This is a genomic window from Tenacibaculum aiptasiae, assembly GCF_965221665.1.
GTDB lineage: Bacteria > Bacteroidota > Bacteroidia > Flavobacteriales > Flavobacteriaceae > Polaribacter > Polaribacter aiptasiae.
This window is the reverse complement of sequence record NZ_CBDCSN010000002.1, coordinates 1,907,301-1,928,638: the sequence shown is the minus strand read 5'-3', so window position 1 is coordinate 1,928,638 and position 21,338 is coordinate 1,907,301. Positions and strand designations below refer to the sequence as shown.

Genomic DNA, 21,338 nt, shown 5'->3' with positions numbered 1-21,338 from the left:
AATAAAATAAAATCCCGAGTATAAAACTCGGGATTCTTTATTATTTGTTTTCTTTCTTATGATCTTCTTGCACTTCTTCACTTCTATATTTACAACAAGGATGCAAATTATCATATGCTTCTTTGGTTGCTTTTATAGCTTTAGTATCGTGACCTACATTTGCTAAGTTTTGCTGAATTGTTTTAACATCTGTTTTACGCTCATCAATAATTAATTTCAACTCATGAGTTTTCACATTCCATTGCGCATATTTTACTCCTTTACTGTTTAAAGCTGCTTTTTCAATACGCCCTTTACACATCATACAAACTCCATCTACTTCTAAAGATACTTTTGCATTTTTCTTTTTTTTCTGAGCTTGTGCTGAAAAACCAATCAACAACAAACCTATTATAAATATTATTTTTCTCATGTTTTTATGTATTATTTAATTGTTCTACTATTTTTTATTAATCAATTTTAAATCGTAATCCTGTATAAAAATTACTACCAAATATAGGCGCATACACAATTATTGTATCAAAGTTTGCTCCAAATGGATTATTACTTTCTATGATAGGATTTTTCTGTTTATAGTTTGTAATATTCTCTGCTCCCGCATAAATCTCAAACTTTTTTGAAAATACTTTTGTTACCTGAGCATTCAATAAATTATAGCTTTCAGAATACGTAGGCAATTGATGCTGCACTGGATTTGATTGTGTATTTGGTAATCGCTGCTCACCAATCCAATTATAGGTTACATCAAACTTCCAACGGGCATCATTTTCTTTTTTTGAAGTTTCATACGAGACGTTGGCAAAAAAGCGATGTTTTGCTTGTAAAGCTTTATCCAAGTTTCCTGACTTATAATCGGTAGTAACATCATAAAATTTATACGAAAATCTTGTGTTAAAATACGGTATAATGTTCTGATTTATTTCAACTTGAAAACTGTTTGCTATACTTTTTCCATTTAAATTATAAAATGAAATCTCTTGAGGGTTTTCCCAATCTACCACAACTTGATTTGTAAAGTTTGTTTGGTAGAAATCAAAAGTAACGTCTCCTTTTCTTCCAAAAAGCTTATAACCTTGTAAAAAAGAAATTCCATAATTCCATGCTTCTTCTGGGTTTAAACCATAAATTTTACCACCAACATCATCTATATTGATTTGTCTTGAAGAAGCAAAGAATTGTTGATTTTCAGCAAAAATATTCGCACTTCTTCTCCCTTTACCTATCGAACCTCGTAAAACTCCTCTTTCCCAAGGCACATACCTAGCATGTAAACGAGGGGTTATAAAAGTCCCCAATAAATTATGAGTATCTATTCTTAATCCAGCAGTAACACTAAGGTTTTCGGAATTATCGTAAGCATATTCAAAAAAAGCACCAAAAGAATTTTCTTTACGATTATAATTTTGAACTGTAGTTACTCTTACAAACTCATCATATTTATCATATGTAAAACTAACACCTGTTTTAAATTTATTTCTAGTATCACCAATAATTGAATTAAAAATAAAATTGGTGTAAAAACTTTGATGCTCAATATTATAGTCTCTTAAACCAAAATACGAGTCTTGTTTATGATTACTATAAGCTGCTTGAAACCCCATACTTTGAAAAGGTAAGTCTGGAAATACATATCCTACTTTTGTAGAAGCATCAAATCGTTTTGTTTTAATCTCACTTCCCCATATAATATTTGATCCTTTATGAATATCTGGATTAAAATTAGTTTGCCCTACTTGTTTCTCATCATTTAAGTATCTAAAATTAATAAAACTCACCCAACCTTTTTCAGCATTAGTATACTGCCATCGGTTCATTATATTAATTTGCTCTGCTAAAGAATTATCTAAAAACCCATCTTTATTATTATCAAACTTCTGCCCTCTATAATCTCCATGAACATACATCCCTGTTTGCCACTTATCATTCAATTCCTGATTAAAGTGTGTATTCAACTCTAACCTTCCTCCTACAGAACCATAAGCATTTGCAAAGAACTTATAATCGGTAAATGGCTTTACCAGTTCGGCGTTTACTTGTCCAGAAATACTTTCATAACCATTAGTTACACTTCCCGCTCCTTTAGTTATTTGAATACTTTCAACCCAAGTCCCTGGTGTAAAAGAAAGTCCAAATGCTTGAGAAGCTCCTCTAATAGAAGGAATATTTTCTTGTGTTATTAACAAATATGGGCTTTCCAAACCTAGCATTTGAATTTGCTTAGTACCGGTTAAAGCATCTGAAAAGTTCACATCAATAGATGGATTCGTTTCAAAACTTTCTGATAAATTACAACAAGCAGCTTTTAATAACTCTTCACTATTGATAGTTACTAAATTTTGTGTTTGTAAGTACGATCTTTGGGTAGCACTTTTCTTTGCTTTTATTGAAACCTCTTCTAACGTATTACTCTCATTTAAAAAGTGACGTATAGGTTTTAAACTATTAACAATTAATGTATCTGTTTTATAACCAACAAAACTAATTACTAACTTTTTATATTCTTTTTTATAAGGTATTACAAATTTACCTTGTTCATTAGTAGTTACCCCTACACTTGTATTTAGCCAGTATACACTAGCTCCATAAATTCCTAAATTATCTTTAGGATTATTTTTATCTACAACTGTTCCTTCAATTGTTTCTTGAGAAAAAGCTATAGAAGTAATCAGTAATAAAATACTGAGTATATTATTTTTCATTATTTAACATCATACTAAATTCTACAATTCTTATTTCAACTGAATAGAATTATAAAATCATATGATAAAAACTTCGTGAAGTACCTGTATATCGAAAACTAAATCAGGTGGTGAATAATATTGTTGAGGTATAAATTGTTTTTCTTCTTCTTGAAAAATCAATTTATAAGACATTAAAAAAGCTACAAATAACTTAGCTTTCTTAAAAATTATCTTTTCTGAAGAAACTTTTTGAATTTCATCTTGTCCATCAATTTGATGAACTTCATTTTTACAACATTTATCTTTCTTTTCTGTACTTTCACAATCGTCTTGCTCTAATCCATTACAAGAACCTGCTTCACCAAGATAAGATATGTCAACTAAAAAATCGCCACAATAATGTTTATCTACCGTAAAAGAAAAAGTAGAAAACAACACTAACAAAGCTAGTACTATAGAAAATATTTTAGACATTAACTGTTTCATGAAATGCAAATGTACAAAAAATCAAAATTGTGTTTTTTATAACAGTTGTTAAAACTACTTTTGTAAGTTCTAACGTTTGATTACGAACTAGGTATTAAATTTACGAATAATGAACTTACAAGATTTAAAAAATAATATTGATAAAATTACAGATAGTAATTCTGATAAAGAATTAAAGCTACAACAAATATGTGATTACTTAGCTTCTGAAATTTCTTATTACGATTGGGTTGGATTTTATTTCAGGAATGGAGATAAAGAGGAATTAAAATTAGCTCAATTTAATGGAGAACCTACAGACCATACTATTATTCCATTTGGAAAAGGAATTTGTGGACAAGTAGCTGTTAGTAATGAAAATTTTGTTGTTCAAGATGTTAGCGAACAAGATAATTATATTTCATGTGGATGGAAGGTAAAATCTGAAATTGTAATTCCAATTTTTGTAAACGAAGAAAATATCGGACAAATAGATATTGACTCTCATACAGTTAACGCTTTTTCTAAAGATGATGAAGAGTTATTAGAGTACACATGTAAAAAAGTTGCCACTTTTATTTAATTTTTTCTGTAAACATTTGATTATTAGGATTTTTTTTCTTTTATTTGAACAGTTTTATTAATCCCACATAATCCCCTTAATTATGAGCACTAAAGAATACCCTTCTTATGCTGCATTAGGCAATGCTAATGCTCAATCAAAATCTCAACAATCTTTATTAGAAAAATTTACAATGTGGTTTCGCGATTTCTTAGAAAATGCGGAATAAAACAATACTTTTTTCACATTTTGTTGTATAAAACACCACCAAAATTCTAATATTTTTGGTGGTGTTTTTCTTTTGTTATCTTCTAAAATAATTATTGCGTAACCCTTACTGTTTTAGTAGCTTTGTTCGCTTAACAACACAACAACAATGAACAATACAAAAACTATTAAATCTGCCCTAATTTCGGTATTTCACAAAGACGGATTAGAACCTATTGTAAAAAAGCTTAACGATTTAGGGGTAACTATTTATTCTACTGGAGGAACTGAAAAATTTATTAAAGATTTAGGTATTCAAGTAGTACCAGTTGAAGATGTAACTTCTTATCCTTCTATTTTAGGTGGTCGAGTAAAAACATTACACCCAAAAGTGTTTGGCGGAATTTTAAATAGACAAGACCATGAAGGTGATGTAGCAGAGATGCAAGAATATAACATTCCTCAAATAGATTTAGTTATCGTAGATTTATATCCTTTTGAAAAAACAGTAGCTTCAGGTGCTCCTGAACAAGATATTATTGAAAAAATTGATATCGGAGGGATTTCTTTAATTAGAGCTGCGGCAAAGAACTTTAAAGACACTGTAATAGTTTCTTCTATGGAACAATACGATGAGTTTTTAAATTTAATTTCTGAAAATAGTGGTGAAACTTCTATAGCAGACAGAAAAAAGTTTGCTGCTAAAGCTTTTAACATCTCTTCTCATTACGACACAGCCATCTTTAATTACTTTAATGCCAACCATGAAGAAGCTTCTTTAAAAATTAGCGAAACAAATGGTAAAACATTACGCTATGGAGAAAATCCTCATCAAAAAGGTTTCTTCTTTGGCGATTTAGATGCTATGTTTGATAAATTACACGGAAAAGAATTAAGTTATAATAACTTATTAGATGTAGATGCTGCCGTAAATTTAATGAACGAGTTTAAAGGAGAAGATCCTACATTTGCTATTTTAAAACACAATAATGCTTGTGGTTTTGCTCAAAGAGAAACAATTTATCAAGCATATGTTGATGCTTTGGCAGGAGATCCTGTATCAGCTTTTGGAGGTATTTTAATTTCAAACACAAATATTGATAAAACTACTGCTGAAGAAATTCATAAATTATTTTGTGAAGTAGTTATAGCTCCATCTTTTGATAATGATGCTTTAGAAATTTTAAAAGGAAAAAAGAATAGAGTTTTACTAGTTCAAAAAGAAGTTGAACTCCCTAAAACTACTGTAAGAACTTGCTTAAATGGAGCATTAGTTCAAGATAAAGACTTTATTACAGACAAATTAGAAGATCTATCATATCCAACAAACAATAAACCAAATAATAATGAGTTAGATGATTTATTGTTTGCTTCTAAATTATGTAAAAACACAAAGTCAAATACTATTATTTTAGTAAAAAACAAACAATTATTAGCTGGTGGAACTGGACAAACTAGTAGAGTTGATGCTCTTAAACAGGCAATTGAAAAAGCTAATAGTTTTAATTTCGATTTAAATGGTGCTGTTATGGCTAGCGATGCTTTTTTCCCGTTTCCAGATTGTGTAGAAATTGCACATAATGCAGGAATAAAAAGTGTAATTCAGCCAGGTGGTTCTATTAAAGATCAACTAAGTATTGATTTCTGTAACAACAATGAAGTTTCAATGGTTTTTACAGGAACAAGACATTTTAAACATTAATAATTTTAGATGCAGAAACATTACAGATTTTTATTAGATTTGTAAGATTCCACTTAAATATAAAAAACAACGATACCATATGGGGTTTTTCGACTTTATGACTGAAGATATTGCAGTAGATTTAGGAACTGCAAACACGTTAATTATACACAACGGAAAGGTTGTTATCGATAATCCATCCATTGTTGCTCGTAATAGATTGACTGGTAAAATTATTGCTACAGGTCATGAAGCGAACAGAATGCAAGGAAAAACGCACGAAAACATTAAAACAATACGTCCATTAAAAGATGGGGTTATTGCCGATTTTCAGGCTTCAGAGGAAATGATCAAAGAATTTGTAAAACAAATTCCTGCTATAAAAAAGAAGCTTTTCCCACCATCATTACGAATGGTTATTTGTATTCCTTCTGGAATTACTGAAGTAGAAAAACGTGCCGTTATCGATTCTGGTCGCCATATGAATGCTAAAGAAATCTATTTGATTTATGAACCAATGGCTGCTGCAATTGGTGTTGGTGTTGATATAATGGAACCTAAAGGTAATATGATTATTGATATAGGTGGTGGTACAACTGAAATTGCCGTTATTGCACTTGCAGGTATTGTTTGTGATCAATCTGTAAAAGTTGCTGGTGATTTATTTACTAGTGATATTATGTATTACATGCGTACACAGCACAACTTATATGTAGGTGAAACTACTGCTGAGAAAATCAAAATTCAAATAGGTTCTGCAACAGAAGACTTAGACACTCCACCAGAAGATATGATGGTTCAAGGACGTGATTTATTAAGTGGTAAACCAAAACAAGTACAAGTTTCATATAGAGAAATAGCTAAAGCGTTAGATAAATCAATTTTACGTATTGAAGATGCTGTTATGGAAACTTTATCAAAAACTCCACCTGAATTAGCTGCCGATATTTATAATACTGGTATTTATTTAGCTGGTGGTGGATCTATGCTTAGAGGTCTAGATAAACGTTTATCTAGAAAAACTGATTTACCTGTTTATGTTGCTGAAGATCCTTTACGTGCTGTAGTTCGTGGAACTGGTATCGCATTGAAAAATCTTGAAAAATACAAATCTGTATTAATCAAATAAATTTTAATGATTATTTATGCAACAGCTTATTTATTTCTTACAGAAGTATAAACACTTTTTGTTTTTTCTATTTTTAGAAATTATTGCTGTTGCATTAATCATTAACAATCACTCTTTTCACAGAAGTAAATTTATTAGCTCAACTAATTTTATTACAGGTGGCTTGTATAATAAGTCTTCAGAAATTTCTGAATATTTAAATTTAAAAGACCAAAACAATATTCTTGCTAAAGAAAATACTTTGTTGCGAAATAAATTAGAAAAAATTTACGCAATAATAGACACAACAAACATTACTTCAGTTTCGGATTCTTTATATCCAAACCAACAATACAAATACATTAACGGAAAAATCACTAATAACTCATATAATAAGTCCAACAACTTTATAACCATTAATAGAGGCTCTAAAAACGGTGTTTCTACTGAAATGGCTGTTATCAATAGTAAAGGAGTTATAGGAATTACTGATAATGTTTCTGGTAAATTTGCTAGGGTTCAATCTATTTTAAATTCAAAAAGCAGAATCAATGCTAGCTTTAAAAACAACAATCATTTCGGAACTTTAACTTGGAATGGAAAAGATTACAATACAGTTCAATTAACAGACATTCCTCGTCAAGCAATTTTCAAGGTTGGAGATACAATTATAACTGGAGGTAAATCTACTATTTTTCCAAAAGGGATTCCTATTGGAACTATACTTGAAGTTCCTGAAAAATTATCTGCTTCAAACACTATTGATGTTAAGTTATTTAATGACATGTCTAACTTAGGACATATTTACGTGATAATAAATTTAGATAAAAAAGAAATTAAAACTGTAGAAAATGAATAAGACTATTTATATCATATTTTTATTTGTTTTCCTCTTGTTATTACAAGTTCTTGTGTTAAACAATGTATCTTTTTTAGGATATGTAAATCCTTATTTATATATAGTTTTTGTTTTTCTTTACCCTTTAAACACTAACCGTTTTCCTTTTTTAAGCTTAGCTTTTTTACTTGGCTTATGTGTTGATAGCTTTTCTAACTCAGGAGGCATGCATGCTTTTTCTATTTTATTCATAGCATACATAAGACTATTTTTAGTGAAAACTATCTTTAAAAAAACAGAATCTGATTATTTATTATTTAACCTAAGACTAGAAACATTTGATAAAGTATTTAATTACACTGTAATTTTAACACTTATACATCATTTCATTTTATTTAGTTTAATTAATTTTAGTTTTTATAATTTTTCAGACGTACTTATTAAAACACTTTTTTCTAGTGTTTTTACGTTAGTATTATATTTCTTAGGAAGTTTTATCTTTAGAAGAAAACTTGCATAACCATATTTTAACAACATCTGTCATCAACAATAAAGATAAAAACAGCGGATGAAACGAAGTTTTTTACTATTTTTTTTAGTCACATTAATTGGAATCATATATATCATAAGGCTTTTCCAATTACAGATACTTCGTGGCGGTAATCAAAATCCAATACAAAGTTCTACTGTAAAAATTGAATATGACTACCCTGAGCGTGGTCATATATATGATCGTAATGGAAAATTATTAGTAGCTAATCAATTATCATATGATGTAATGATAGTACCTAAAGATGTTGAACCTTTAGATACTTTAGAATTTTGTTCTCTCTTAAAAATTGATAAAGAAAGTTTTAAAAAACGTTATAAAAAAGCGGTGAAATTTGCTCGCTGGCTACCTTCAGTTTTCTTAAAACAATTAGCTAAAGAAGACTTTGCTTACCTACAAGAAAAACTACCTAAATACAAAGGTTTTTATATTCAAAAACGTATTATTAGAAACTACCCAGTTAAATCTGCTGCCAACATTGTAGGATTCATTGCGGAGGTTAATGAAAGAAAAGCAAAAGCCAGTAACTATTACGAACAAGGAGAGTTAATAGGAAAACTAGGTGTTGAAAAGCAATATGAAAACGTCCTTAGAGGAGTTAAAGGAAAAAAACATTTCAAGAGAAATAACCTAAATAAAATTACCGGAACCTATAAAAATGGGAAATACGATACACTAGCAGTTCCTGGTAAAGATTTAACACTTACCATAGACACTAAACTACAGCAATATGGTGAGTTATTAATGAAAGATAAAAGAGGTGGTATTGTTGCTATTGAGCCTAAAACTGGAGAAATTTTAGCTTTGGTTACTGCTCCATCCTATGACCCAAATTTATTAGTCGGACGAAAAAGATCTCCTAATTCTGTAAAATTATTTAACGACACCATAAACATTCCTACTTTCGATAGAGGTTTACAAGCCATGTACCCTCCAGGGTCGCCTTTTAAAATCATTAATGGTCTAATAGGACTACAAGAAGGAGTTATTGATAAAAATACTGGAGTTTATTGCCAACATGGATACAGATATGGTAGTAGAAAAAATGAATTTATGGGGTGCCACTGTGGTATTGTAGGAAGACCTATCCGATTAAAAACAGCGATAGCAAAATCTTGTAATAGCTATTTTGCTACTACTTATAAGAAAATTGTAGACAAATCTGGCAATCCTAAAATAGGAATGGAAAAATGGAATAAGCATGTTGAAAGTTTTGGTTTAGGAAATTATTTAGGTTATGATCTACCTTCTGGAAGAAAAGGAATGATTCCCGACACTTTATTTTATAACAAATGGTATAAAAACAGATGGAAATCAACTTATACTATTTCAAACGCAATTGGACAAGGAGAAATACTTACCACACCAATGCAACTAGCCAATATGACTGCTGCTATTGCTAACAAAGGGTACTTTTACACGCCACATATTGTAAAAAAAATAGACAATAAATCAATTACTGATTCAACTTATACAACTAAGAGAATTACCACAATTGATCCTGAGCATTTTCCTATTGCAATTGATGCAATGCATGAAGTTTTTACCTATGGAACAGCAAAATGGTATCAAATAAAGGGTATTGAAATATGTGGTAAAACAGGTACTGCTGAAAACAAAATTAAAATTATAGACGGAGAAAAAGTAACAGCTCCTGATCATTCTATATTAATTGCCTTTGCTCCTAAGGACGATCCTAAAATAGCTATGGCTGTTTATATTGAAAACGGGGGGTACGGTTCTACTATAGCTGCTCCAATAACAAGTTTAATGATTGAAAGTTATATTAAAGGAGAGGTTTCTCGAAAAAATTTAGAAGACCGAATGATTAACTATAGTCTTCAAGAACAGTACAATAAATTAATTCAAAAGAAAGATACACTTGCGCAAGGAACGAAATAACATATTTGAAGGTATCGATTGGATACTTGTTTTATTATACATTGTATTAGTTGGTTTTGGTTGGATGAATATTTACGCAGCTTCTTCTAATGATGATACAAGAGAATTTTTTGATTTTTCAAGTAAATATGGAAAACAATTAATTTTCATCTGCCTAAGTATACCTGTAATTATTTTAATTCTATTCTTTAATTCAAAATTCTACGAACAGTTTTCCAGTGTCCTATATATAGTTTCACTAGTTTTACTAGCTGGAGTTTTAGTATTAGGGCGGAAAATTAATGGAGCAACTTCTTGGTATAATTTTGGAGGTATTGGTCTACAACCTTCTGAATTTGCTAAAGCATTTACAGCACTTGCTTTAGCTAAATTAATGAGTGACAGACAGTATAACCTGAAGCTTGTTAAAAATCAAATAAAAGCTTTCTTTGTTATATTTTTACCTGCTTTTTTTATTGCTCTTCAGCCCGACATGGGATCGGTTTTAATTTATTTTGCCTTCTTTTTTGTTTTAAATAGAGAAGGATTAACACTTGCTTACATAATTTTTGGTGTACTATCAATAATACTTTTTATACTTACTATATCTTTTGGTGCTAAATGGATACTTTTTATCTGTTTAACCATTATCACTTTATCTGTCCTGTATGGATTGTATAAAGACAAGCGTTTTTTACGTTTTAACGCCATAAAAATAATTAGCATATATCTTGTTACTAGTATCTCCATTTTAGGTATTAGCTATACTTACAATAACATATTAGAACCTCATCAAAAAGACAGATTTGATATTCTTTTAGGAAAAACCACAGACCTTAAAGGAAAAGGATATAATACATATCAATCAGAATTAACTATTAGCTCAGGAGGCTTTTTAGGAAAAGGTTTTTTACAAGGCGATAGAACACAAGGAAAATTTGTCCCTGAACAAGAAACTGATTACATCTATAGTACTGTAGGTGAAGAATGGGGCTTTATTGGAAGTTCTTTAGTTATTATTTTATTTATGTTTTTATTGTACCGAATTATATACTTATCGGAAAAACAAACAAATAAGTTTGGTAGAATTTACGGCTATGGAGTGGCTTCTATTATATTTTTTCATCTAATTGTAAATATAGGGATGGTTATAGGTTTATTACCAACGATAGGAATACCTCTACCCTTTTTTAGTTATGGTGGATCTTCATTATGGGGCTTTACACTACTATTATTTATTTTCATTCGTTTAGATGCCCATAAAAAATACGATTGGTAAAGAAGTTTTTTTAACAACTCTTTTCTCTACCAATAGAACTATGTATTTGTGTGCCATAAAAACAGCTATATACACTCCTTAATAAGCTTATTAAAGAAAACTTTATCAAACAGATTGCCCTATAATCTGTATAAACTTTCTTCTTTAATTACACTCAAAAAAATCAAAAAAACTCCTTGAATAAAATGCCATTTTAAATTTAAAGCACAAAAAAACGTTTCAATCGAAATTGAAACGTTTTACTATTAACTAATCTTATTTTTTTATAAAGCTGCTACGTGCTTTGCTAACTTAGACTTTAAGTTTGCAGCCTTATTTTTATGAATTACGTTGTTCTTAGCTAATTTATCTAACATAGATACAACTGACGAAAACATACCTTCTGCTTCTTTTCTATCTTCAGTAGCTCTTAATTTTCTAACAGCATTACGAGTTGTTTTATGCTGATATTTATTTCTTAAGCGCTTAGCTTCGTTACTTCTAATTCTTTTAATTGCTGACTTATGATTTGCCATTTTATTAATTCTTATTTGTTTATAAAAAACTTTGTAGTCCGTACGGGAATCGAACCCGTGTTACCAGGATGAAAACCTGGCGTCCTAACCCCTAGACGAACGGACCAAAACAATCGTTTTGATTGCGGGTGCAAATATACAATAACTTTTTATATTTGCAATAATTTTATTTTTAATTCTCCAATTATAAATATAATTAAACTCTTTATAAATGTCAATTAACTTTGTAGTCCGTACGGGAATCGAACCCGTGTTACCAGGATGAAAACCTGGCGTCCTAACCCCTAGACGAACGGACCAAAACAATCATTTTCCGATTGCGGGTGCAAATATAGAAACAGTTTTTTATTTACCAAAAGCTTTTTTCATTTTTTTTCATTTTTATGTGATTTTTTTTCGCTCAATAAAAACTACCTCAAGCACAAATTCATATAAACAACTGATATCCATAAAAATATAAAAACTTCATAAACTCTAAAAGAAAAGATCCATATTTTAATTTTTCTGTATTAAAATTACAAACTAGACTTACACTTAAATTAAAACATAAAAAAAGCCCTACTTTATAGCAGGGCTTAATTATTAATATGCTTTAGCAAAAAGAACTCTTTTAGACGATTCTTTTCCTGTGAAAACACATTTTCCAGCTTCTTCTTTCGCATCATTAGGAATACATCTAATTGTCGCTTTAGTTAATTCTTTAATTTTATCTTCTGTTTCAATAGTACCATCCCAGTGAGCAGATACAAAACCTCCTTTATTTTCTATAACATCTTTAAACTCTTCAAATGTATCTACTTCAGTAATATGACTATCTCTATAATCTAAAGCCTTTTTAAATAAGTTCTCTTGTATCTCATTTAATAAATTTTCTACAACATCTACTACTTCTTCCCTAGCAACAGTTTGTTTTTCGAAAGTATCACGTCTAGCTATTTCAACTGTACCATTTTCTAAATCACGTTTACCCATAGCTATCCTTACTGGAACACCTTTCAATTCGTATTCAGCAAACTTTGCTCCAGGTCTAAAAGTATCTCTATTATCAAATTTAACAGAAATTCCTTTCTTTCTTAGTTCCTTAACAATTACATCAACTTTTTCTGAGATTGCTTCTAATTGCTCTTCTCCTTTGTATATAGGTACAATTACCACTTGAATAGGAGCTAATTTAGGAGGCAATACTAAACCTGCATCATCCGAGTGCGTCATAATCAATCCTCCAATTAAACGAGTTGAGACTCCCCAAGAAGTAGCCCAAACATGTTCTTGTTTTCCTTTTTTAGATGTATATTTTACATCAAATGCTTTTGCAAAGTTTTGCCCTAAAAAGTGAGATGTACCAGCTTGTAATGCCTTACCGTCTTGCATTAATGCTTCTATAGTTAATGTATTATCAGCTCCTGCGAAACGCTCACTTTCAGATTTTGCTCCTTTAACTACTGGCATTGCCATAAAGTTCTCTGCAAATGTTGCATATACTTCTTGCATTTGCTCAGATTCTGAAACAGCTTCGGCTTTAGTTGCATGAGCTGTATGACCTTCTTGCCATAAAAATTCTGCTGTACGTAAAAATAAACGTGTACGCATTTCCCAACGAACTACATTTGCCCATTGATTAATTAATAAAGGTAAATCTCTATAAGATTGTATCCATCCTTTATATGTATTCCAGATAATAGCTTCAGATGTAGGACGAACTACTAACTCCTCTTCTAATTTAGCTTCAGGATCTACACGTAATTTTCCTTCATTATCAGGATCGTTCTGTAAACGGTAGTGAGTAACCACTGCACACTCTTTTGCAAAACCTTCTGCATTTTTTTCTTCAGCTTCAAACAAACTTTTAGGTACAAATAAGGGGAAATATGCATTTTCATGACCAGTTTCCTTAAACATTCTGTCTAATTCTGCCTGCATTTTTTCCCAAATTGCAAAACCGTAAGGCTTTATTACCATACATCCTCTTACTGCTGAATTCTCAGCTAAATCAGCTTTTACAATTAATTCGTTATACCATTTAGAGTAATCTTCTGCTCTTTTTGTTAAATGTTTGCTCATAATCAAAAGTTTGGCACAAAAATTGTTATTTTTTATGCGTAAAATTGTATTTGCAAAACTACATTAAAAAGGCTACAAGCCCAACAAAGAAATTGTTTTTTGCATTTCAGTTTTTAATAAGCTAGTTCTAATCTAAAAACATAAGACATGAAGTTACATTACTACCACACCAAGCTTCCTTTATACATTATATCATTATTAATGATTACTACTATTGTTTCTTGCGGAACAGTGCAAACGGTTGCGGATAGTGATGATGGCATTTATGCTGATGATCAAGAAATAGAACAAGAACGTAGAGTCGTTGTAGTTGATAGAGAAGAATATAAAGATTACAACGAAAACTACTTTACAAAAGAGATTGAGCGTTTAGACGCCCTTAATGGGACTGATATTTTTACTGATATTGAAAATTATAAATCAGACGATTCTGAATTTAATAACGAAGAAGACATTGCCTATGAGGAAGAACCAAGAACTAATATTACTTACAGCTCTAACACACCTTGGGGCTATAACAATAATAATAGTGATGTTGTAATTAATATAAATACATCTCCAAGATGGGGTTATTATAATGCTTGGGGTTGGGATCCTTTCTTTGACTATGGGTATCATGGATATTATGGACCATGGTGGAGAACACGTTATTGGGGATACAATCCTTACTGGCATCCTTATAACTCTGGATTTTATGTAGGAGTAGGTGGTTTTTACAATTCTTTTTATTGTCCTCCTTTTTACAGAAATCGCTTCTATGGACCATATTATAACAATAGGTATTACAGACCTTATAGAGGTGCTAACCCATACAGAGGTTACAGAACTGCCTCAGTATCTAGAAGAGGCTATACTACTGGACGAAGAGGTACTTCAGTTTCAAGAAGATCATCTAATGCTTATACAAGAAACAATAGAAATTCTTCTACTCGCCGTAGTACCAGAAGTACTAGATCTGTAAGAAGTACTAGAGGTAACAGTCGTGGATACAATTCTTCTAATAGAAGGTCTACACGTAGTTATAACTCGAATGGAAGATCTACGAGAAGTACAAGAGGGTATAACACACGTGGTACTTCAAGAAGTTCAAATAGATACACTAGAGGTAATAGAACTTCAAGCAATACTAGAACCACTCGTGGTAGCAGCACAAGAAGTAATAATAGAAGTTACAACAATACTGGCGGATACAAACCATCAAGAGCTACCACTAAACGTTCTACAAGAAGTTCTAGGAGCTATACTCCTTCTAGAAGTTCAAGAAGCAATAGAAGTTATTCAGCACCTTCAAGAAGTACTCGTAGTTACTCTACACCATCGAGAAGTAGTTCATCTAGTAGAAGCTATTCTGGTAGCAGAAGTAGTTCAAGAAGTAGTAGACGCAGATAATTTTAACCAACCTTATTAAATAAGTTTTTAAACTAATTACCTAAAAACATGAAACGATTTTTAACTTACGCGATAATTATCGCTAGTACTTATACTGCCTATTCTCAATCTTTAGGTTATAATGATGTAGGTATTCTTTTTTCAAAAGATGATAATTTTGGAACTGCTCGTTTTGAAGCTATGAGTGGTGCCTTTGGAGCTCTAGGAGCAGATGTTTCTTCTATAAGTATTAATCCTGCTGGAGGGGCTGTAGCTCAAAAAAGTATCTTTTCTGCTACCCTTAACAATAGAAATACCGAATTCTTAGCTTCTTACTATGGAACTAACACAAATACCAGTGACAATTATTTAAATATTTCTCAAGCTGGTGCCATTTTATCTTTTGACTCTGCATATAATACAGATTGGAATCGTTTTTCATTAAACATTAATTATAAGCTTAAAAGTGATTTTGAAAATTCCTTTTCTTCAAGGGGTAATAGTGGACAAGCTTTATTTAATGAACATCCAGATGACACAAGTAATCAATTTGATAATGGTATAGAACAACGTTTTACCAATGCTACAACAGGAGAAAGCTCTGTTTTAGAATTAGGATTTTCTGCGGTACATCAAAATAAATTATTTGCTGGAGCAAGTATAAAACTTCATCGTTTTAAGTTTGGTCAAGTAACAGAACTAAGAGAAACAAACGAAGATACTAACGGTAATACTTTAAATGCATTAAACATTCAAGATAGTTTTTTTCAAGGTGATGGTATTTCATTAAGTGCAGGTTTTATATATAAAGTAAATCAAGCTTTTCGCTTTGGTTTAGCTTATGAAACACCTACTTGGTATACTGAAGTTTTGGAAGAAAGTAATTTAAATGTTTTTGACCCTAATAACTCTAGATATGATGATTGGTTAGGTTACACTAGCATTAGAGCAACAAACCAAGCCGTTAACGTTAATAGTGGAGAACAATTTAATACTAATGTTTTTAAAATAAGAACTCCTAGCAGATTAACCGCAAGTGCTGCAATAGTTTTTGGTAAAAATGGATTAATTAGTGCAGACTACACATACAGAGATTACGGCGGAACAAAATACCAAGAAAGTGATGCTGTTTTTGTAACTGCTAATCAAAACTTTGTTAATGATTTTAAAAATGCACACTCTATAAATATTGGTACTGAATGGCGCTTTGAAAAAATGAGTATTAGAGGTGGTTATCATTTTGAAGAAAGCCCTTTTAAAAATGCTCTAGATAAAGATCATATAAAAGGATATTCTCTTGGTTTGGGATACAATTTTGGAGATTTCAAATTTGACTTAGCGTATCGTAGATCAGAAAACAATAGTCCTTACAACATATATAATTCACCAAATGTAAATGTAAACCCTATTGAATTGAACAACAACACTACACGAATTTCTGGAACTATCACATTTAGTTTATAGTTCAAAAAAATATAGAACATAAAAGTCCTGCTTAGGCAGGACTTTTTATATATACATATATCAGTTTTTTACCGTAATTTTGCACTTCATTTTACAACTTATGAGTTCAATTAAAATAAATATACAAGAAACAAATAACGAAACAATACTTAAGTTTATTAGTAATACTATTTTAGTAAATGGAGGTAGTTATGAGTTTAACAATATAGACGAAGCTAAAAACTCACCTTTAGCACAAAAACTTTTTTACCTTCCTTTTGTAAAAAAGGTATTAGTTACAGCAAACTTCATTGCTATTCAACGATATGACATTGTTCAATGGGACGATGTTGAGGAAGAAGTACGTGAACAAATAGAAAACTATTTACAAGAAGGAAAATCTGTAGTTACTGAAGAAACTAACAAAAAAGACCCTGTTGAAGTATATGCAGAAGTTACTCCAAATCCAGCTGTAATGAAGTTTGGAACTAACAAGGCTCTTACACAAACTGATGTTGAATTTCAAAATATTGAAGAAGCTAGTAAATCATCGCCTTTAGCTCAACAATTATTTACTTTTCCTTTTGTAAAAGATATTTTTATTTCTGAAAACTACATATCTATTACTAAATACGATATGATTGAATGGAATGAAGTATATCAAGAAGTACGTACTTTCATTAGAGAATATATTCAACAAGGAAAAACAATTATTAAAGAACTTCCTAAACAGAAAACAAAACAAAATGTTGAGATTCCTAAAGAAGATTTAACTGATATTGAAGCTAAAATTGTTGACATTTTAAACGAATATATCAAACCGGCAGTTGCTTCTGATGGTGGAAACATAGCATTTCAATCATATGATGAAAGCTCTAAGCAAGTAAGTGTTATTTTACAAGGTGCTTGTAGTGGATGCCCATCATCTACAGTTACTTTAAAAAACGGGATAGAAACAATGCTTAAAGAAATGCTTCCAAACCAAATTAGTGAAGTAGTAGCTATTAACGGATAATTTCATCGTAAAAAAAATCAAATGTCAAAAAGCATCAAACCATATAAAGATTCTGAATTAGGAAAAAAAGAGCAAGTAGCAAAAATGTTTGACAATATTTCTGAAGATTACGACGGATTAAACCGAGTTATTTCTTTAGGAATTGATGTAAGCTGGCGAAAAAAAGTTGTAAAGCTCGTTGGTGAAAACAATCCTCAACAAATATTAGATATTGCAACAGGGACAGGTGACTTAGCCTTAATGATGTCAGCGTTAAAACCACAAAGGATTGTTGGTTTAGATATTTCTGCTGGAATGTTAGAAGTTGGAAAACAAAAAATAGCAAAAGCTAACTTATCCGACAAAATAGAAATGATTGTCGGCGACAGTGAAAACATCCCTTTTGAAGACAATACCTTCGATGCTATTACAGTTTCTTTTGGTGTAAGAAATTTTGAAAACCTAGATAAAGGTTTAAAAGAAATACTTCGAGTATTAAAACCAGGTGGTAAATTTGTTGTTTTAGAAACATCTAATCCTACTAAGTTCCCTTTTAAACAAGGGTATAAGTTCTACACTAATTTTATTTTACCAGTTATAGGAAAAATCTTTTCTAAAGATAAAGTTGCTTACTCATATTTGTCTGAAAGTGCTAATTCTTTTCCTTTTGGAGAAGCTTTCAACAATATTTTACAAAAAAATGGGTTTAAGAATGCAAAGAATTTACCTGTAACTTTTGGAGTTGCATCAATTTATACCGCTTTAAAATAGTATGCTAAAAAAACTTTTACTTTTCGGAATCCTTGGAATCATTTCAATTTCTTCTCAAGCTCAACAAGAAAAAGTACTGAATTTACCTAGTTTTGATAAACCTCTTTTTCATTATGGATTTTATTTAGGTTTAAATAGCAACGGATACAAAGTTGCATATAAACCTAGTGGATTTAACAATGCTGAAGTAGAAGTTAGCTCTTCTATTGGATTTAATGTTGGATTAATTGCTGATTTAAGATTACATAATAATGTAAACTTACGCTTTGAACCTGGTTTAATGTCTAACACTAAAACATTAACTTTTAAACATATTGCAGGAGCAGATAATGTAAGGACAAGAGAAGTTGGAGCTACATACTTACATTTACCCTTAATTTTAAAATTAAGTACTAATAGACTTAACAATATAAGACCTTACGTATTAGGAGGTATTTCTTATGACTATAATTTTTCTAGTAATGAAAATAATAGTGATGATAATTTTGCTGGCGAATTTAGAACAACCACTAGTAATTTCATGTATGAAATAGGTATTGGGGTTGATTTTTATCTTAGTTACTTCAAATTCTCTCCTTCTATAAGAGGAGTCTTTGCTGTAAATAATGAGCTTAAGTATGATAACAGGAATCCAAGTCAATGGACAGATCCAATTGACTTTTTAGGAACAAGAGGAGTTTTCTTACATCTCTCTTTTGAATAAAGACAATAAAAAAACAAAAAACAGCTAATAAATTAGCTGTTTTTTTATGGTTATAATTTTAAAAATTATATTTCCTTTTCTCTTCTATCATATAAGACACCTAAAATAAGTTTAAGTCACAATTACTCTTTATTTTTTTTATAAAAAACGAATGGTTTTTGTTTCCAAAAACCATTCTTTACTTACTTAAAAGATAGATGCCCCCCGATAACTATCTTCAATTATTTAGACACATTTAATTTTATTAAGTCACAAAAAAGAACAAAAAAAATGACCATTTCTCAATGGCCATTTAATTAGCAAAGAATAAATCTTCACCTATAAGATAGAAGTCCCCCGAAATCTATCATTTCTTAAAATTATCTTTCTTTAATATAATATATTTGCCAAATATATAAAAAAAAAGTTAATACCTTATTTTTTTATAATTATTTTACTGTTTACCACATCCTTAATAGGCAAAACAATTTTACCATCAGTTGTTGTTACTGTAAAACAGATATTGTCTATTGCTGTAACTACTCCTTCAACATCTCCTATCACTACTTTTTCACCGATTCCTATATTCTTTCTTGAATAATAACCAAAAAGTAATCTAGAAACTGCATCTCTTGCACCTAAACCAAAAGCTATCGTAAAAGCTAAAAGTACTGACCCTATTAACAGAGTTAAGTTACTTTTTATTACAGAAGTATCTACTCCTGCTTGATCTAAAGCTGTTATTGACAAAAATACAACTATTAAGTAAAACGCTATATTTCCAACTAAATTGCCTCCAGAAATCTCTAAAGACTTAAACATTGACTGAATAGCTTTTTTTACAACTGTTCCTAAATATGCACCTGCAACAAAAATTCCAAGAGCCGTTAATAAGTTAGGTAAATAAGCAAAGAAACTTTGTATTCCATCAGAAACTACATCTATTCCAAAAATGTTAGAACCTGCCATAACAAATGTTAATATTAAAAACCATTTTAATACAGCCAAAATCACGTTTGTTAACACTATATTAATAGTACTGTTTCCAAAAATCTCTGTTTTCCTTAATTTTTTAGACCATTCATCTATTTTAGTTTTCGCTAAAGCTTTTCTAACTACATATAAAAATACTTTAATAATTATCCAGGCAACAATTACAAAGCCGATAAATCCCACTACTGTAGGTAATGAGTCTACAGCATTCTGAAAAATATCTTTAAAAGGTTTTAAAATATCTACTTGCAAGGCGTTCATAATGATAGTGTGTTATGGTTGTATATATTTAGTTTTGGTTATTTTCTTCTTCAGATTCTTTTTTATGCGTACCTCCTCCTAATAAATCAGCTATTGTATTCGGGTATTTTACCACAAATAAATCAGCCATATCTATTGAAAGCTTAATCATTGCCACATCATTAAGTACTTTTTCTTTAAGTACCTCTGGCAACTCTTCACTATGTAATATTTTCTTAAATGGATTATCCATAATTATTACAATTTGTTATACGCTTTTACTACTTTCTCTTTAGCTCTCTTTAAACGCATTTTTACTGCGCTATCTCCCAACTCTAATAATACTGAGATTTCTTTAATAGACATATCATCTTGATACTTCATTAATAAAATCATTTTCTCCGAAGGAGATATCATTTCGAGTGCTTTAGCTAATTTATCTGATTTTAACTCAAATAAATCAGCATCATCTATTTCATCTTCGTTTGTTTCTTCTTTAATTTGGTCTGTTACTACTGTTACTCTTTCCTTTTTCTTTTCTTTATTTCTTTGCACGTAATTTACACAGAAATTATAAGTAAAGGAATATAGCCATGTAGAAAACTTAGATCTTCCTTTGAAAGTTCTTAGTTTTACAAATAGGCGTATAAAAACATCGTGGGTTAAGTCTTGAGCTTCTTCTTTGCTCTTAGAAAAACCATAGCACTTGTTATATACAACAGCAGCATAGCGGTCGTATAAAACAGCGAATAAATGAGTATCATTTTTCTCCACTATTTTAGCAACCAGCTCTTCATCACTAAATTTTGTAGCATCAAGACTTTTCAAGGGCTAAGTTTGATTTCCTTATGGTTATAATTAGACTTGCTATTTAGACACTTTATTTTAGAAGAAGTCACTTTTATTTTTCTCTTCAAAGTTCGAAATTAACAATTCTTTAACAGATTGGAAAATTTTATAAAAAAAATTCTCCCTTTTTGTAACATTCATATAACATCTTACGTATAAGAATATGTAAG

Annotated in this window: 21 protein-coding genes and 2 tRNA genes; 13 read left to right on the top strand and 10 right to left on the bottom strand. The window is 30.4% G+C overall.

Features of this window, described 5'->3' with window-relative positions:
* Positions 1-40: 40 nt before the first annotated feature.
* The 3 genes from ACOQN8_RS09265 to ACOQN8_RS09255 are packed head-to-tail and all read right to left on the bottom strand — an operon-like array spanning position 41 to position 3,167.
* The gene (locus tag ACOQN8_RS09265) at positions 41-412 is read right to left on the bottom strand and encodes a heavy-metal-associated domain-containing protein (protein WP_150900980.1); all 372 of its coding nucleotides are present in this window, start codon (positions 410-412) and stop codon (positions 41-43) included.
* Between the two features lie 37 nt (positions 413-449).
* Positions 450-2,699 (bottom strand): TonB-dependent receptor, encoded by a 2,250-nt coding sequence (locus ACOQN8_RS09260; RefSeq protein ID WP_420552458.1) that lies wholly within the window; start codon positions 2,697-2,699, stop codon positions 450-452.
* A gap of 57 nt (positions 2,700-2,756) precedes the next feature.
* A complete protein-coding gene (locus ACOQN8_RS09255; RefSeq protein WP_420552457.1) occupies positions 2,757-3,167 on the bottom strand; it encodes an HYC_CC_PP family protein in 411 nt (136 codons plus the stop codon).
* Positions 3,168-3,276: 109 nt separating this feature from the next.
* On the opposite strand from ACOQN8_RS09255, the gene ACOQN8_RS09250 reads away from it, so the two are divergent.
* From ACOQN8_RS09250 to rodA, 8 genes are all read left to right on the top strand, one after another.
* The gene (locus ACOQN8_RS09250) at positions 3,277-3,729 is read left to right on the top strand and encodes a GAF domain-containing protein (protein WP_150900983.1); all 453 of its coding nucleotides are present in this window, start codon (positions 3,277-3,279) and stop codon (positions 3,727-3,729) included.
* Positions 3,730-3,811: 82 nt separating this feature from the next.
* Complete coding sequence (locus ACOQN8_RS09245; protein WP_255689397.1) at positions 3,812-3,937, top strand: hypothetical protein; 126 nt, start codon at positions 3,812-3,814, stop codon at positions 3,935-3,937.
* A gap of 147 nt (positions 3,938-4,084) precedes the next feature.
* On the top strand, positions 4,085-5,617 hold the full coding sequence (gene purH / locus ACOQN8_RS09240; RefSeq protein ID WP_420552456.1) for a bifunctional phosphoribosylaminoimidazolecarboxamide formyltransferase/IMP cyclohydrolase: 1,533 nt from the start codon (positions 4,085-4,087) through the stop codon (positions 5,615-5,617).
* Positions 5,618-5,696: 79 nt separating this feature from the next.
* The gene (locus ACOQN8_RS09235; RefSeq protein ID WP_028890183.1) at positions 5,697-6,725 is read left to right on the top strand and encodes a rod shape-determining protein; all 1,029 of its coding nucleotides are present in this window, start codon (positions 5,697-5,699) and stop codon (positions 6,723-6,725) included.
* Between the two features lie 16 nt (positions 6,726-6,741).
* Positions 6,742-7,563, top strand: coding sequence for a rod shape-determining protein MreC (gene mreC / locus ACOQN8_RS09230; protein ID WP_420552455.1), 822 nt, complete (start codon positions 6,742-6,744; stop codon positions 7,561-7,563).
* Positions 7,556-8,062, top strand: coding sequence for a rod shape-determining protein MreD (gene mreD, locus ACOQN8_RS09225; RefSeq protein ID WP_420552454.1), 507 nt, complete (start codon positions 7,556-7,558; stop codon positions 8,060-8,062). The genes mreC and mreD overlap by 8 nt, the downstream gene beginning before the upstream one ends.
* A 48-nt stretch (positions 8,063-8,110) precedes the next feature.
* Positions 8,111-9,994 (top strand): penicillin-binding protein 2, encoded by a 1,884-nt coding sequence (mrdA, locus tag ACOQN8_RS09220; protein WP_420552453.1) that lies wholly within the window; start codon positions 8,111-8,113, stop codon positions 9,992-9,994.
* Positions 9,975-11,252: a rod shape-determining protein RodA gene (gene rodA / locus ACOQN8_RS09215; protein WP_420552452.1), complete on the top strand. Its 1,278-nt coding sequence runs from the start codon at positions 9,975-9,977 to the stop codon at positions 11,250-11,252. Before mrdA ends, rodA begins: the two co-directional genes overlap by 20 nt.
* 263 nt (positions 11,253-11,515) lie before the next feature.
* On the opposite strand, the gene rpsT is transcribed toward rodA, so the two are convergent.
* From rpsT to proS, 4 genes are all read right to left on the bottom strand, one after another.
* Positions 11,516-11,767, bottom strand: coding sequence for a 30S ribosomal protein S20 (gene rpsT / locus ACOQN8_RS09210; protein ID WP_150900989.1), 252 nt, complete (start codon positions 11,765-11,767; stop codon positions 11,516-11,518).
* A gap of 34 nt (positions 11,768-11,801) precedes the next feature.
* Positions 11,802-11,873, bottom strand: a tRNA-Glu gene (locus ACOQN8_RS09205).
* A gap of 121 nt (positions 11,874-11,994) precedes the next feature.
* A tRNA-Glu gene (locus tag ACOQN8_RS09200) sits at positions 11,995-12,066 on the bottom strand.
* A gap of 283 nt (positions 12,067-12,349) precedes the next feature.
* Entirely contained in the window at positions 12,350-13,828 is a 1,479-nt protein-coding gene (proS, locus tag ACOQN8_RS09195) for a proline--tRNA ligase (protein ID WP_420552451.1), read from the bottom strand.
* 147 nt (positions 13,829-13,975) lie between these two features.
* Between proS and ACOQN8_RS09190 the strand changes: the two genes are divergently transcribed.
* From ACOQN8_RS09190 to porT, 5 genes are all read left to right on the top strand, one after another.
* A complete protein-coding gene (locus tag ACOQN8_RS09190; protein ID WP_420552450.1) occupies positions 13,976-15,217 on the top strand; it encodes a hypothetical protein in 1,242 nt (413 codons plus the stop codon).
* Between the two features lie 48 nt (positions 15,218-15,265).
* Complete coding sequence (locus tag ACOQN8_RS09185; protein ID WP_420552449.1) at positions 15,266-16,660, top strand: OmpP1/FadL family transporter; 1,395 nt, start codon at positions 15,266-15,268, stop codon at positions 16,658-16,660.
* 100 nt (positions 16,661-16,760) lie between these two features.
* A complete protein-coding gene (locus tag ACOQN8_RS09180; RefSeq protein WP_420552448.1) occupies positions 16,761-17,654 on the top strand; it encodes a NifU family protein in 894 nt (297 codons plus the stop codon).
* A gap of 21 nt (positions 17,655-17,675) precedes the next feature.
* Positions 17,676-18,404, top strand: a complete 729-nt coding sequence (gene ubiE, locus ACOQN8_RS09175; RefSeq protein ID WP_420552447.1) for a bifunctional demethylmenaquinone methyltransferase/2-methoxy-6-polyprenyl-1,4-benzoquinol methylase UbiE — start codon at positions 17,676-17,678, stop codon at positions 18,402-18,404.
* 1 nt (position 18,405) lies between these two features.
* On the top strand, positions 18,406-19,107 hold the full coding sequence (gene porT, locus ACOQN8_RS09170; RefSeq protein ID WP_272151176.1) for a type IX secretion/gliding motility protein PorT/SprT: 702 nt from the start codon (positions 18,406-18,408) through the stop codon (positions 19,105-19,107).
* A 414-nt stretch (positions 19,108-19,521) separates the two neighbouring features.
* Here porT and ACOQN8_RS09165 read toward each other — a convergent pair whose 3' ends face one another.
* From ACOQN8_RS09165 to ACOQN8_RS09155, 3 genes are read right to left on the bottom strand one after another with little or no spacing between them, the layout of a single operon-like run.
* A complete protein-coding gene (locus ACOQN8_RS09165; protein WP_420552446.1) occupies positions 19,522-20,340 on the bottom strand; it encodes a mechanosensitive ion channel family protein in 819 nt (272 codons plus the stop codon).
* A gap of 28 nt (positions 20,341-20,368) precedes the next feature.
* A complete protein-coding gene (locus ACOQN8_RS09160; RefSeq protein WP_420552445.1) occupies positions 20,369-20,572 on the bottom strand; it encodes a hypothetical protein in 204 nt (67 codons plus the stop codon).
* Between the two features lie 5 nt (positions 20,573-20,577).
* Positions 20,578-21,147 carry an RNA polymerase sigma factor gene (locus tag ACOQN8_RS09155; protein WP_150900998.1) on the bottom strand — a complete coding sequence of 190 codons (570 nt, stop codon included), beginning with the start codon at positions 21,145-21,147 and terminating at the stop codon, positions 20,578-20,580.
* Positions 21,148-21,338: the final 191 nt, after the last annotated feature.

Excerpts from the sequence above, each read along its gene's own strand:
- porT (WP_272151176.1), top strand. The coding sequence starts at position 18,406 with ATGCTAAAAAAACTTTTACTTTTCGGAATCCTTGGAATCATTTCAATT.
- mrdA (WP_420552453.1), top strand. The coding sequence starts at position 8,111 with ATGAAACGAAGTTTTTTACTATTTTTTTTAGTCACATTAATTGGAATC.
- ACOQN8_RS09265 (WP_150900980.1), bottom strand. The coding sequence starts at position 412 with ATGAGAAAAATAATATTTATAATAGGTTTGTTGTTGATTGGTTTTTCA.
- mreD (WP_420552454.1), top strand. The coding sequence starts at position 7,556 with ATGAATAAGACTATTTATATCATATTTTTATTTGTTTTCCTCTTGTTA.
- ACOQN8_RS09165 (WP_420552446.1), bottom strand. The coding sequence starts at position 20,340 with ATGAACGCCTTGCAAGTAGATATTTTAAAACCTTTTAAAGATATTTTT.
- proS (WP_420552451.1), bottom strand. The coding sequence starts at position 13,828 with ATGAGCAAACATTTAACAAAAAGAGCAGAAGATTACTCTAAATGGTAT.
- mreC (WP_420552455.1), top strand. The coding sequence starts at position 6,742 with ATGCAACAGCTTATTTATTTCTTACAGAAGTATAAACACTTTTTGTTT.
- ACOQN8_RS09185 (WP_420552449.1), top strand. The coding sequence starts at position 15,266 with ATGAAACGATTTTTAACTTACGCGATAATTATCGCTAGTACTTATACT.
- rpsT (WP_150900989.1), bottom strand. The coding sequence starts at position 11,767 with ATGGCAAATCATAAGTCAGCAATTAAAAGAATTAGAAGTAACGAAGCT.
- ACOQN8_RS09260 (WP_420552458.1), bottom strand. The coding sequence starts at position 2,699 with ATGAAAAATAATATACTCAGTATTTTATTACTGATTACTTCTATAGCT.
- purH (WP_420552456.1), top strand. The coding sequence starts at position 4,085 with ATGAACAATACAAAAACTATTAAATCTGCCCTAATTTCGGTATTTCAC.
- ACOQN8_RS09255 (WP_420552457.1), bottom strand. The coding sequence starts at position 3,167 with ATGAAACAGTTAATGTCTAAAATATTTTCTATAGTACTAGCTTTGTTA.
- ubiE (WP_420552447.1), top strand. The coding sequence starts at position 17,676 with ATGTCAAAAAGCATCAAACCATATAAAGATTCTGAATTAGGAAAAAAA.
- ACOQN8_RS09245 (WP_255689397.1), top strand. The coding sequence starts at position 3,812 with ATGAGCACTAAAGAATACCCTTCTTATGCTGCATTAGGCAATGCTAAT.
- ACOQN8_RS09250 (WP_150900983.1), top strand. The coding sequence starts at position 3,277 with ATGAACTTACAAGATTTAAAAAATAATATTGATAAAATTACAGATAGT.
- ACOQN8_RS09180 (WP_420552448.1), top strand. The coding sequence starts at position 16,761 with ATGAGTTCAATTAAAATAAATATACAAGAAACAAATAACGAAACAATA.
- ACOQN8_RS09160 (WP_420552445.1), bottom strand. The coding sequence starts at position 20,572 with ATGGATAATCCATTTAAGAAAATATTACATAGTGAAGAGTTGCCAGAG.
- ACOQN8_RS09235 (WP_028890183.1), top strand. The coding sequence starts at position 5,697 with ATGGGGTTTTTCGACTTTATGACTGAAGATATTGCAGTAGATTTAGGA.
- ACOQN8_RS09190 (WP_420552450.1), top strand. The coding sequence starts at position 13,976 with ATGAAGTTACATTACTACCACACCAAGCTTCCTTTATACATTATATCA.